We start from the raw sequence: 11809 nt of genomic DNA, 5'->3' as shown, positions 1-11809 counted from the left end.
CGTGCTCGGTGTCCGGCCAGGCTCGCCGACCCCGGGCGCCTGCGGTGAGGGAGACCCTACGGAACAACCACCGGGCGATGTACCCGGTTCGCCGTGAGTACCGCCACTCACCCGGATTGAGTAGTACCGCCTTTCCGTCCGTTTTCTCAACCCGGCAGAATCACCGGATGACCAGCACAAAGACGACCGGGCGGGCCCGCGCGTCCGCGGCGCGCGGAGCGGCGCGGCACGAGGCGCGGCTGCTGTGGGCCGCCAACCCCGGCCTGTTCGCGCTCCTGGAGGCCGCGCGGCACACCGGGCCGATCGCGCGCGTCCCCCGGCTCGGATGGGTGATCACCGATCCCGTGCTGGCCCGGCACGTCCTCAACGACCACGCCGCCTTCGGGATGAACGGCGAGGGCGGCGTCGGCCACCTGTGGACGCAGCTGTTCGGGGACGAGATGGCGCAGTTCTTCGGCGGCGCGCGGCACGCGGAGATCCGCACCCGGGCCCGCGACCTGTTCACCGAGGACGCCGCGCGCCCTGGTGGAGCGTTCCCAGGGCCCGTCGCACGCCACGCTGGCCGGGCGGCTCGCCGCGGGCGGGACCGCGGACGTCGCGGGCGCCGCCCGCGTCCTCGCCGGGCGGATGGTCGCCGACCTCCTCGGGCTGCCCGCGGACGGGCCCGACGGCGCCTTCCGGGAGCTGTTCGCGGCCGGGGAGCGGCTCGCCCGGCTGGCGCTCGGCACCACCGCGTCCACCGGCCTCGACCCGGCGGTCGTCGCGCGGGCCCGGAGCGTCGTGGCCGACATCACCGCGGGCGTCCCGCACGCCTACCGGACGGCCGGACCCGGCACCCTCCTCGGCCGCTGCCGCGAGCTGGACCTCGGCCTGCCGCTCGCCCGCGGCCTCGCGACCCTGCTGGTCATCGCCGGGACGGAGACGGGCGCGTCCGGGACCGTCCGGACGGTGGCGCTGCTGCACGACACCGGGCGGCAGCGGGCGCTGCTGGACGACCCGTCCCTGCTGGAGGGCGCGGTCCGCGAGGGCCTGCGCGTCGCCACCCCGGCCCCGCTGATCGGGCGGCACGTGAACCGGGACGCCACCGTCGGCGGGCGGCGGCTGCGCGCGGGCGAGCGGGTCCTGCTGCTGACGTACCGGGCGACGAACGGCGCCGGGCCGTTCGACCTGGACCGCGAGTACGTGCCGGAGACGCGGCAGCTGTGGTTCGGCGGGGGCCGCCACCTGTGCCTGGGCGCGGCCGTCGCGCGCACTCAGGTGGCGCGGATGCTGGCGACGCTGCTGTCGGACGGCCGCCCGTACCGGGTGGTGTCGCGGCGGGCGGCCCGCGGCGTCCTCGTCCCGGCGTACGCGGAGCTGGCGGTGCGGCTCGCCTAGACCTCGGGGATCTCGGACGGCGGCGCGTCCGTCGCGGGGGAGGTCGGGGTCGGGGCGGGCTCCGGCGAGTGCGTGACCGTGGGCCCGACCGGGCGCACCGGCTCGGCGTCGCGGGGCGCGGAGTTCCACCACCAGAGCGCGAACGAGATCGCGAACAGCACCAGCACGGCGCCGATGAGCTGGAACACGGCCCTCCGGTGGCTCGGCTCGCGGCCTCGGCGGCGCCGGCGCCCGCCGGTGCGCCGCGCGGCCCGGCGGGTGCGGCGCCGCTCGCGGCGGCTCGGCGGCCGGGCGCGTTCGCGTGCGGACGGCTCGCGGAACGCGGCGCTGCGGACGAATTCTTCGTCGAAGACGGGTTCGTCGAAATCTGCGGCCATGGGGGGTCTCCGGCACGGGGGAGGTCGAGTCCCCAGGCTAGTCGACCTCCCCGGCAGCCCCGCTCGGCCATTTCTAGAACGCGTTCTACCTAAACCCTCGGCGGCGAGTGAGGAAACTCACCGGCCGGACCGTTGATGTCGATCAAAGCTTGTGCCAAGAGCGGGCCCGGCATGCGTCACCCCCGATGGACACGGGCATGACCGCCAAGTCATCCATCAATCGCTTGCTTGAGACGACAGATTAGACTTGAGTCTCATTTGCCCTTGAAGTTGCTCTGAAACGGGTTCTACGGTGGGTGGCAAGTGCCGTCATATCGGGAGGAACCGCACATGACCGCCACGTCTCTGGAGACCGCCGCCGTCCCCGCCGGCTTCGACTTCGCCAGCCCGGACCTGCTGGCCGAGCGCGTCCCCCTCGCCGAGTTCGCCCTGCTGCGCCGCACCGGCGCGCCCTGGTGGAACGAGCAGCCGCGCGGCCGCACCGGGTTCGACGACGACGGCTTCTGGGTGATCAGCAAGCACGCGCACATCAAGGAGATCTCCCGCGACCACGAGCAGTGGTCGTCCAACGCCAACGGCGCCGTGATCCGGTTCAACGAGACGTTCGGCGCCGAGGAGCTGGACGTCCAGCGGGAGAACCTGCTGCTGCACATGGACCCGCCGCAGCACGCCAAGCTGCGCAAGATCGTGTCGCGCGGGTTCACCCCGCGCGTGATCAACGGCCTGCACGAAGCGCTGCGGGACCGCGCCGAGCGCATCGTCGCGGAGGCGCGCCGCCGCGGCGGCGAGGGCGACTTCGTCACCGAGGTCGCGGCCGAACTGCCGCTGCAGGCGATCGCGGAGCTGATCGGCATCCCGCAGGAGGACCGGCGCCGGGTGTTCGACTGGTCCAACAAGATGCTCGGCTACGACGACCCCGAGTACAACGACGACCCGGCCTGCGCCGCCGCCGAGATCATCGGCTACTCGATGGGCCTCGCCGAGCAGCGCCGCGGCTGCCCCGCGCACGACATCGTCACCAAGCTCGTCCAGGCCGACGTGGACGGGCAGTCCCTGTCCGACGACGAGTTCGGCTACTTCATGATCCTGCTCGCCGTCGCCGGCAACGAGACCACCCGCAACGCGATCACGCACGGGATGATGGCGTTCATGGACAGCCCCGCCCAGTGGGAACTGTTCAAGGCCGAGCGCCCCGAGACCATGGCGGACGAGGTGGTCCGCTGGTCCACGCCGGTCACCGCGTTCCAGCGGACGGCCGTCCGGGACGCCGAGCTGGGCGGCGTCGAGATCAAGGCCGGCGACCGGGTGGCGATGTACTACAGCTCCGCCAACTTCGACGAGGACGTCTTCGCCGACCCGATGGCGTTCGACATCACCCGCTCGCCCAACCCGCACCTCGGGTTCGGCGGCACCGGCGCGCACTACTGCATCGGCGCGAACCTGGCCCGGCTGGAGATCGGGCTCATGTTCGACGCGATCGCCGACCAGATGCCGCACATCACCCGGGTGGGCGAGCCTCGCCGGCTCCGCTCCGCGTGGCTGAACGGCATCAAGGAGCTGCGCGTCCGGTACTGAACGCGCCGCGCCGATCCCTCTCACCGGGACCCGGTCTGGTCCGGCAAAGTTAGAACACGTTACATTCAAAGGTGAATCGTGTTCTAGAAGGAGACCGCATGGGTACCCCGGTGATCGTCGAGGCGGTGCGCACGCCGCTCGGTAAGCGCAACGGATGGCTTGCGGGAATGAAGCCGATGGCCGTCCTCGCGCACGCGCTGAACGCGCTGGTCGAGCGGTCCGGCATCGACGCCGCCGAGGTGGAGCAGGTCTTCGCGGGCTGCGTCACGCAGGCGGGCGAGCAGGGCAGCCACATCGGCCGCTACGCCTGGCTGTACGCGGGGCTGCCGTGGCAGACCGGCGTCACCACGATCGACGCGCAGTGCGGTTCCTCGCAGCAGGGCGTCCACCTCGCCGCGTCGCAGATCGCCGCCGGCGTGGTGGACGTCGCGATCGGCTGCGGCGTCGAGGTGATGAGCCGCGCCCCGCTCGGCTCCAACGTCCTGCCGGCGAACCCGCGCCCGGACGACTGGTCGATCGACATGCCGAACCAGTTCGAGGCCGCCGAGCGGATCGCCGCCCGCCGCGGCATCACCCGCGCCGACCTGGACGCCTTCGGCGCCCGCTCGCAGCAGCTCGCCGCGAAGGCGTGGGCGGACGGCCGCTTCGACCGCGAGGTCGCGCCCGTCACCGCGCCCGTCCTGGACGCCGAGGGCAACCCGACCGGCGAGACCCGCGAGGTCACCCGCGACCAGGGTCTGCGCGAGACGACGGCCGACGGCCTGGCCAACCTCAGGCCGGTCATGCCGGACGCGCTGCACACCGCCGGCACCTCGTCCCAGATCTCCGACGGCGCCGCGGCCGTGCTGCTGATGTCGGAGGAGAAGGCCACGGCCCTCGGGCTGCGCCCGCGCGCCCGGCTCCGGGCGCAGGCGCTCGTCGGCGGCGAGCCGTACTACCACCTGGACGGCCCGGTCCAGGCGACCGAGCGTGTCCTCCAGCGGTCCGGGCTGACGATGGGCGACATCGACATCACCGAGATCAACGAGGCGTTCGCGTCGGTCGTGCTGTCCTGGGCGTCGGTCCACAAGCCGGACATGGACACGGTCAACGTCAACGGCGGCGCCATCGCCATCGGCCACCCGGTCGGCGCCACCGGCGCGCGCCTGATCACGACCGCGCTGCACGAGCTGGAGCGCCGCGACGCGGGGCGGGCCCTCATCACGATGTGCGCGGGCGGCGCCCTGTCCACGGCCTCCATCCTCGAGCGGATCTGACCCGTCCGACCGCCCCGGCTACCGTGGCCGGGGCGTACCCATGCTTCGACAGGCGCGAAAGGCGGTCTCGGTGCAGCCGGAACCTGAGGACCTCGGCGGCGGGTTGTGGAGCGTTCCCGTCCCGATTCCGGACAACCCGCTCGCGTACACGCTCGTGTACGCCGTGGAGAGCCCGAAGGGCCCGGTGCTGATCGACGCGGGCTGGCAGCACGACGACGCCTGGACGTCCCTGCGCGACGGCCTCGGCACGTTCGGGATCGACGTGTCGGACGTCCACGGCGTGGTCGTCACGCACTTCCACCCCGACCACTCGGGGCTCGCGGGGCGCGTCCGCGAGGAGTCCGGCGCCTGGATCGCCATGCACCACGCGGACGCCGACATCGTCCGCCGCTTCCACGCCGTCGGCCAGGGCGGCCGGCGCGAGTTCGAGCTGACCGCCCTGCGCCGCGCCGGCGCCGCCGAGTCCGACCTCTCCGGGCCGTCCCAGCAGACCCAGGTGCGTCCGCCGGCGATCCCGGACCGGGAGCTGTCCGACGGGGACCTCCTCGACGTCCCGGGCCGGCGGCTGCGCACCGTCTGGACGCCCGGCCACTCCCCCGGCCACATCTGCCTGCACCTGGAGGACGGCGACCGCATCTTCACCGGCGACCACGTCCTGCCGCGCATCACCCCGCACATCGGCCTCTACCCGTACGACACCCCGGACGTCGACCCGCTGAGCGACTTCCTCGGCTCGCTCGACAAGGTGTCGGCCATGACGGTGGACGAGGTCCTCCCCGCCCACCAGTACCGCTTCAACGGCCTGTCCGGCCGCGCCCGGGAGATCATCGCCCACCACGAGGAGCGCCTCGCCGAGGTGACGGCCCTCCTGTCCTCCACCGCCGTCACCCTGTGGGACCTCACGGCGGGCCTGACCTGGCGGCACGCGTGGGCCGACATGCCGCAGCAGGCCCGGCGCATGGCCGCCGCCGAGGCCGCGGCCCACCTCCGCACCCTGGAGACGCGGGGCACCGCCCGCCGCGAGGGCACGGACGACCCCCTGCGCTACATACTCCGCTAGCCGAACCGCCCTCCGCCGGCCGAACCAGCGCGGCGCGTGCCGCTCGGCGCCCGGGCGAGCACGCGCCTTTCGGCATGCCCGCGGACGGATGCGCGCACGTCCCCCGGGGAAGGCCGCCGTATCCGAATGCGAGGCGGGTCACTGCCGCCGGACCCTTGATGAGACTCCAGTCTCATGTTAGAACGTGTTCTAAGTCTGCGGCCAAGCAAGCGCTCAGTCGAGCGTCTGACTCCGTCCCGGCACGAAGGGTCTTCCATGGCACTTGCGACGTCCATCGCCTCCGCTTCCCGGGCCTTCCGCGCACCCGAGATCGACATCATCGATCCGGGCGTGTACGAGCGCGGGGGCATCCCGCACCGGCAGTTCCAGTGGCTGCGCGACAACGATCCGGTGCACTGGCACCAGGATCCGAACGAGGGCGTCCCGGGGTTCTGGGCCGTGACCCGGCACGAGGACGTGGTCGCGGTGTCGCGCCGCGCCGACCCGTACTCCTCGCACGAGCGGTCGGCCATGTTCGAGGAGTTCTCCGACGAGGACCTCGCCCTCTACGGCCAGATGATGCTGTTCCAGGACCCGCCGGACCACACGCGGCTCCGGTCCATGGTCAACAAGGGCTTCACCCCGCGGATGATCGGCCGGCTGGAGGACCACGTCCGCGCGATCTGCAACGAGCTGATCGACGAGGCGGCGCCGCTCGGCGAGTGCGACTTCGTGGAGCGGTTCGCCGCGCCGCTGCCGCTGTACACGATCTGCGAGCTGCTGGGCGCCCCGCTGGAGGACCGGGAGAAGATCTTCCACTGGTCGAACAAGCTGGTCGCCTTCAACGACCCCGAGTTCATCGAGGGCCGCGAGGAGTCGACCCTGTGCGCCGCCGAGTTCGCCGAGTGGGGCGGGCAGCTGGCCGCGGCGCGCGAGTCCACGCCGCGCGACGACATCGTGACCAAGCTGCTCACGCCGGACCCGGACGGCAGCAGGATCAGCCTGGAGGAGTTCCAGCTGTTCGTGATCATGCTGTCGATCGCCGGGAACGAGACCACCCGGACGGCGACCGCGGGCGGCATGCTGGCCTTCTTCGAGCGGCCCGACCAGTGGGAGCGGCTGCGCGCCGACCGGAGCCTGCTGCCGAAGGCCGTCGAGGAGATCGTCCGCTGGGTGAGCCCGATCAACCAGTTTCGCCGGACGGCCCTCGTCGACACCGAGCTGGGCGGCAAGGAGATCAAGGCCGGGGACAAGGTCGTGCTGTTCTACGGGTCCGCGAACCGCGACGAGCGCGTGTTCGAGAACCCTTACAGCTTCGACGTCGGCCGTGACCCGAACCCGCACATCGGCTTCGGCGGCGGCGGCCCGCACTACTGCCTCGGCACCCACCTCGCGCGGATGAACCTGCGGATCATCTTCGAGACGATCCTGGAGCGGATGCCCGACATCCGGCTGGCCGGCGAGCCGCGCCGGTTGCGCTCCAACTTCGTCAACGGTTACAAGGAGATCCCGGTGAGCTTCACACCGTCGGCCCCCTTGGGAGGTTGACGGCGCCCATCACTCCGGACGAGGAGGTTCGAGGCGATGACCACCCCCCAGACCACCACCCCCGGCACCGACGGCCCCGGCATCGAGCTGGTCGACCCCGGCGCGTACGAGCGCGACGGCATCCCGCACGGGCAGCTGGCGTGGCTGCGCGAGCACGATCCCGTCCACTGGCACCACGGCGACCCCGAACGGGACTACCCGCCGTTCTGGGCCGTCACCAGGCACGAGGACGTCGTGCACGTGTCGCGCCATCCGGAGGTGTTCTCGTCGTGGCAGCGGCTCGCGCTGTTCGACGAGCCGCCGGAGGAGCATCTCGTCCTGCAGCGGATGATGATGCTCAACCAGGACCCGCCCGAGCACACGCGCAAGCGGGGGATCGTCAACCGGGGCTTCACGCCCCGCGCGATCGGGGCCCTGGCCGAGCACATCCGCGACATCTGCCGGAAGCTCGTGGCGGAGACGGTGGACGGCGCTCATCTGGGGGGCGGCCCGAAGACCTCCGGGGGAAGGTCACCGGAGCCGCTCGCTTCGCCGCGCTCACCGGTGACCTTCGACTTCGTCCGGGAGCTGGCGGCGCCGCTGCCGCTGTACGTGATCTGCGAGCTGCTGGGCGCCCCGCCGGAGGACCGGGAGAAGATCTTCACCTGGTCCAACACGCTGATCGGCGGGGACGACCCGGAGTTCCAGCGGACGCCGGAGGAGGGCCAGCAGGCGGCGGCGGAGCTGTACGCGTACGCCAACGTCCTGGCCGCCGACCGGCGGGAGAACCCGCGCGAGGACATCGTCACGAGGCTGCTCCAGCCGGACGCCGACGGCGAGGTCCTGAGCGGCGACGAGTTCGAGCTGTTCGTGATGCTGCTGTCGGTCGCCGGGAACGAGACGACCCGGAACGCGGCGACCGGCGGGATGCTCGCGCTGCTGGAGCACCCGGAGCAGTGGGAGCGGCTGCGCGCCGACCGGTCGCTCGTCCCGACCGCCGTGGACGAGATCGTCCGCTGGGTCACCCCGGTCAACCTGTTCCGGCGGACCGCCGTCCGGGACGTCGAGCTCCGCGGCAAGAGGATCAGGGAGGGCGACAAGGTGGTGGTCTTCTACTCCTCCGCCAACCGCGACGAGGCGGTGTTCGCCGACCCCCGGACCTTCGACGTCGGCCGGGACCCCAACCCCCACCTGGGCTTCGGCGGCGGCGGTCCGCACTTCTGCCTGGGGTCGCATCTCGCCCGACTCGAGCTGAGTGTGCTTTTCGAAACACTTTTGGACGCCGTGCCCAATATTGAACTCGGCGGTAACGTTCGCAGGCTAAGGTCTAGTTTCATCAACGGCATAAAGGAGATGCCGGTGCGCGTGCGTCCGGCGTCCCTCGACTGACGGGAGTGGTGCGTGGGCAGGGGCTGGCGTGGGTGAGGCAGGCGGTGAGGCAGGCGAGGCGGGCGGCCCGTTGCGGGTGGCACTGCTCTCGTACCGGAGCAAGCCGCACTGCGGCGGTCAGGGCGTCTACCTCCGGCATCTGAGCCGAGAGCTGGTCGATCTCGGGCACACGGTCGAGGTGATCTCCGGCCAGCCGTACCCCGAGCTGGACCGCGAGGAGATCACCCTCACCAAGCTCCCGAGCCTGGACCTGTACCGGGACGAGGACCCGTTCCGGACGCCGTCCCTCGGCGAGTTCCGCGACTGGGTGGACGTCCTGGAGTTCGCGCACATGAAGACGGGCGGCTTCCCCGAGCCGCTGACGTTCTCGCTGCGCGCCCTGCGCCTGCTGAGGCGGCGCCTCGGCGACTTCGACGTCGTGCACGACAACCAGGTCCTCGGCCTCGGCAACCTCGGCATCTCCCGGCTCGGGCTGCCGCTGGTGACGAGCATCCACCACCCGATCAGCGTCGACCGCCGGATCGAGATCGAGGCCGCGCGCGGCATCAAGCAGAAGCTCGGCAAGCTCCGCTGGTACGGGTTCGTCGGGATGCAGGCGCAGGTGTCCCGGCGGATCGGCCCCGTGCTGACCGTGTCGGAGTCGTCCAAGGTCGACATCGTCAAGGACTTCAAGGTCGACCCGCGCGACATCGAGATCCTGCCGCTCGGCGTCGACACCCGCGTCTTCCACCCGCGCGGCGAGCGCGTCCCCGGCCGGATCGTCGCGATGGCCAGCGCGGACGCGCCGATCAAGGGCGTGGACGTGCTGCTGCGCGCGGTCGCCAAGGTTGCCACCGAGCGCGACGTCCACGTGATCGTGGTCAGCAAGCCGCAGAAGGACGGCCCGACCGACAAGCTCGTCCGGGAGCTGGCGCTCGGCGAGCGCGTGCGGTTCGTCAGCGGCATCAGCGACGACGAGCTGGGCGACCTGCTCGCGTCCGCGGAGACCGCCGTCGTCCCGTCCCGCTACGAGGGGTTCTCGCTGCCCGCCGTGGAGCACATGGCGTCCGGGACGCCGCTGGTCGCGAGCCGCGCCGGGGCGCTGCCCGAGGTCGTCGGCGACGCGGGTATCCTCGTCCAGCCGGGGGACGTCGAGGAGCTCGCCGCCACCCTGCACCGCCTGCACGACTCCGCCGAGGAGCGGGCAAGGACGGGCGCCGCGGGTCTCGCGCGCGTCCAGGAGCGCTTCGCCTGGCCGGCCGTGGCGCAGGCCACCGTCGAGCACTACCGCGCGGCGATCGCCCAGCAGCGCTACCTGCGGCTGGCCGCCCGCGCCGATCAGGCACCGGGCAAGTGAGGGAGCGCCGCTCTGGCGCCCCCGGTACGGAAGGAGCACGACCCTGCTGACCGTGGATTTCCAGCGGTTCCCCGTCACCCCAGGAGACCGCGTCCTCGACATGGGATGCGGCGCCGGACGGCACGCCTTCGAGCTGTACCGCCGGGGTGCGCACGTCGTGGCCTTCGACCAGGACGCCGAGGAGCTCGCCGGCGTCGACACGATGTTCGGGGCCATGCGCGCCGAGGGCGAGGTGCCCGCGGACGCGACCGCCGAGACCGTGCAGGGTGACGCGCTCGACCTGCCGTTCCCCGACGACCACTTCGACGCGATCGTCGCGTCCGAGGTGCTGGAGCACATCCCCGACGACATGCGGGCGATGCGCGAGCTGCTGCGCGTCCTCAAGCCGGGCGGCAGGCTGGCGGTGACGGTGCCGAGCTGGCTGCCCGAGCGGGTGTGCTGGGCGCTGTCGGAGGACTACCACACCGCCCCCGGCGGTCACGTGCGGATCTACACGCGCGCCGAGCTGGAGGCCAAGCTGAAGTCGGTCGGCTTCCGGGTCGGCGGCCACCACCACGCGCACGGCCTGCACGCCCCCTACTGGTGGATCAAGTGCGCGGTGGGGGTGAGCAACGACGGGCACCCGCTCGCCAGGGCCTACCACCAGGTCCTCGTCTGGGACATCATGAAGCGGCCGCTGGCGACCCGGGTGGCCGAGCGCGTGATGAACCCGCTGATCGGCAAGAGCGTCGTCGTGTACTTCGCCAAGCCCGCGACGCCGGGCACGCCCGCGGCCCCGGCCAAGGAGACGGCGGATGCGGTCTGAGACCGTCCCGCCTTCGGTACCCGGAGTCCTGACGGCGGACGACGTCGTCGCCACCGCGCGGAGCATCGTGGCGCAGCAGGAGCCGTCCGGCGCGATCCCGTGGTTCTCGCCGGTGGGCGGCGTGCCCGGCCACGTGGACGCCTGGAACCACGTCGAGGCGGCGATGGCGCTGACCGTCGCCGGGTTCGGCGCGGAGGCGCGGCGCGCCTACGAGTGGCTGCGGAGCGTCCAGCGCCCGGACGGGTCGTGGCCCGCGAAGTGGGTGCTCGGCGAGGTCACCGAGCCGGGCGGCGAGTCCAACCACGCCGCCTACCTCGCGGTCGGCGTCTGGCACGAGCTGCTGATGACCGGCGACGCGGGCTTCGCCCGGCACATGTGGCCGGCGGTGCGGCGGGCGATCGACTTCACGCTCGGGCTGCAGACCCGGCGCGGGGAGATCATCTGGATCCGGCACGAGAACGGCGAGGCGTCCGACCACGCGCTGCTGACCGGCTGCTCGTCGATCTACCAGTCGCTGCGCTGCGCGGTCGCGCTGGCCGAGCACCTCGGCGAGCACCAGCCCGACTGGGAGCTGGCCGCCGACCAGCTCGGCCACGTGGTGGCCGCGCACCCGGAGGCGTTCGCCGACAAGAGCCGCTGGTCGATGGACTGGTACTACCCGGTGCTCGGCGGCCCGGTCCGCGGCGCGGACGCGGCGCGCCGGTTCGCCGGGCAGTGGGACACGTTCGTCGTGCCGGGGCTCGGCTGCCGCTGCGTGTCGGACCAGCCGTGGGTGACGGCGGCCGAGAGCTGCGAGCTGGTGCTGGCGCTGGACGCCGCCGGCGACCGGGACCGCGCGCTGGAGCTGTTCACGACCATCCAGCATCTCCGGCACGAGGACGGCTCGTACTGGACGGGCTGGCAGTTCGAGAACGAGCGGCACTTCCCCGGGGACCGGTCCACCTACACGGCGGCCGCGGTGGTCCTGGCGGCGGACGCGCTGTCGGACGCCTCCCCCGCCTCCCGGCTCTTCAAGGAGATCGCGGGACGGCCCCTGGGGCCCTCTGAGGCGTCCGACCCGCTCGCGTGCGGGTGCGCCCTCGTCCCGGCGGCCAACCGCGGCTAGGCGGCCCCCAGGCGCCGCGAAGG

11 protein-coding genes are annotated in these 11809 nt (G+C 72.4%); 9 read left to right on the top strand and 2 right to left on the bottom strand.

The annotated features are described in order from the left end of the window. Positions 1 to 146: 146 nt before the first annotated feature. The gene (locus tag SM611_RS18630) at positions 147 to 470 is read right to left on the bottom strand and encodes a hypothetical protein (protein WP_371950929.1); all 324 of its coding nucleotides are present in this window, start codon (positions 468 to 470) and stop codon (positions 147 to 149) included. A 55-nt stretch (positions 471 to 525) separates the two neighbouring features. Between SM611_RS18630 and SM611_RS18625 the strand changes: the two genes are divergently transcribed. Continuing rightward, complete coding sequence (locus SM611_RS18625; protein WP_371950928.1) at positions 526 to 1377, top strand: cytochrome P450; 852 nt, start codon at positions 526 to 528, stop codon at positions 1375 to 1377. On the opposite strand, the gene SM611_RS18620 is transcribed toward SM611_RS18625, so the two are convergent. Further along, complete coding sequence (locus SM611_RS18620) at positions 1374 to 1754, bottom strand: SCO2583/SCO2584 N-terminal domain-containing protein (protein ID WP_371950926.1); 381 nt, start codon at positions 1752 to 1754, stop codon at positions 1374 to 1376. The two genes, SM611_RS18625 and SM611_RS18620, sit on opposite strands and share 4 nt — an antisense overlap. A gap of 330 nt (positions 1755 to 2084) precedes the next feature. Between SM611_RS18620 and SM611_RS18615 the strand changes: the two genes are divergently transcribed. The 8 genes from SM611_RS18615 (at position 2085) to SM611_RS18580 (ending at position 11786) form a co-directional block, all read left to right on the top strand. Then, on the top strand, positions 2085 to 3329 hold the full coding sequence (locus tag SM611_RS18615; RefSeq protein ID WP_371950925.1) for a cytochrome P450: 1245 nt from the start codon (positions 2085 to 2087) through the stop codon (positions 3327 to 3329). 98 nt (positions 3330 to 3427) lie between these two features. Continuing rightward, the gene (locus tag SM611_RS18610; RefSeq protein WP_371950924.1) at positions 3428 to 4585 is read left to right on the top strand and encodes a steroid 3-ketoacyl-CoA thiolase; all 1158 of its coding nucleotides are present in this window, start codon (positions 3428 to 3430) and stop codon (positions 4583 to 4585) included. Between the two features lie 40 nt (positions 4586 to 4625). Then, on the top strand, positions 4626 to 5645 hold the full coding sequence (locus SM611_RS18605) for an MBL fold metallo-hydrolase (RefSeq protein WP_371950923.1): 1020 nt from the start codon (positions 4626 to 4628) through the stop codon (positions 5643 to 5645). A 255-nt stretch (positions 5646 to 5900) separates the two neighbouring features. Further along, positions 5901 to 7172, top strand: coding sequence for a cytochrome P450 (locus SM611_RS18600; protein WP_371950922.1), 1272 nt, complete (start codon positions 5901 to 5903; stop codon positions 7170 to 7172). 36 nt (positions 7173 to 7208) lie between these two features. Then, a complete protein-coding gene (locus SM611_RS18595; RefSeq protein ID WP_371950920.1) occupies positions 7209 to 8540 on the top strand; it encodes a cytochrome P450 in 1332 nt (443 codons plus the stop codon). Positions 8541 to 8568: 28 nt separating this feature from the next. Next, positions 8569 to 9876, top strand: a complete 1308-nt coding sequence (locus SM611_RS18590; protein ID WP_371950919.1) for a glycosyltransferase family 4 protein — start codon at positions 8569 to 8571, stop codon at positions 9874 to 9876. 43 nt (positions 9877 to 9919) lie between these two features. Next, the gene (locus SM611_RS18585; RefSeq protein WP_371951044.1) at positions 9920 to 10681 is read left to right on the top strand and encodes a class I SAM-dependent methyltransferase; all 762 of its coding nucleotides are present in this window, start codon (positions 9920 to 9922) and stop codon (positions 10679 to 10681) included. Continuing rightward, a complete protein-coding gene (locus SM611_RS18580; protein ID WP_371950918.1) occupies positions 10671 to 11786 on the top strand; it encodes a prenyltransferase/squalene oxidase repeat-containing protein in 1116 nt (371 codons plus the stop codon). The genes SM611_RS18585 and SM611_RS18580 overlap by 11 nt, the downstream gene beginning before the upstream one ends. Positions 11787 to 11809: the final 23 nt, after the last annotated feature.

Origin of the sequence: Actinomadura monticuli (assembly GCF_041463655.1) — a bacterium.
GTDB lineage: Bacteria > Actinomycetota > Actinomycetes > Streptosporangiales > Streptosporangiaceae > Spirillospora > Spirillospora monticuli.
Note: the sequence above shows the minus strand (reverse complement) of the source record. Positions and strands in the feature narration are given on the sequence as shown.

What these genes read in the sequence shown, in the direction of transcription:
- SM611_RS18620 (WP_371950926.1), bottom strand. Translation starts at nt 1,754, where the DNA reads ATGGCCGCAGATTTCGACGAACCCGTCTTCGACGAAGAATTCGTCCGC.
- SM611_RS18580 (WP_371950918.1), top strand. Translation starts at nt 10,671, where the DNA reads ATGCGGTCTGAGACCGTCCCGCCTTCGGTACCCGGAGTCCTGACGGCG.
- SM611_RS18600 (WP_371950922.1), top strand. Translation starts at nt 5,901, where the DNA reads ATGGCACTTGCGACGTCCATCGCCTCCGCTTCCCGGGCCTTCCGCGCA.
- SM611_RS18610 (WP_371950924.1), top strand. Translation starts at nt 3,428, where the DNA reads ATGGGTACCCCGGTGATCGTCGAGGCGGTGCGCACGCCGCTCGGTAAG.
- SM611_RS18615 (WP_371950925.1), top strand. Translation starts at nt 2,085, where the DNA reads ATGACCGCCACGTCTCTGGAGACCGCCGCCGTCCCCGCCGGCTTCGAC.
- SM611_RS18595 (WP_371950920.1), top strand. Translation starts at nt 7,209, where the DNA reads ATGACCACCCCCCAGACCACCACCCCCGGCACCGACGGCCCCGGCATC.
- SM611_RS18605 (WP_371950923.1), top strand. Translation starts at nt 4,626, where the DNA reads ATGCTTCGACAGGCGCGAAAGGCGGTCTCGGTGCAGCCGGAACCTGAG.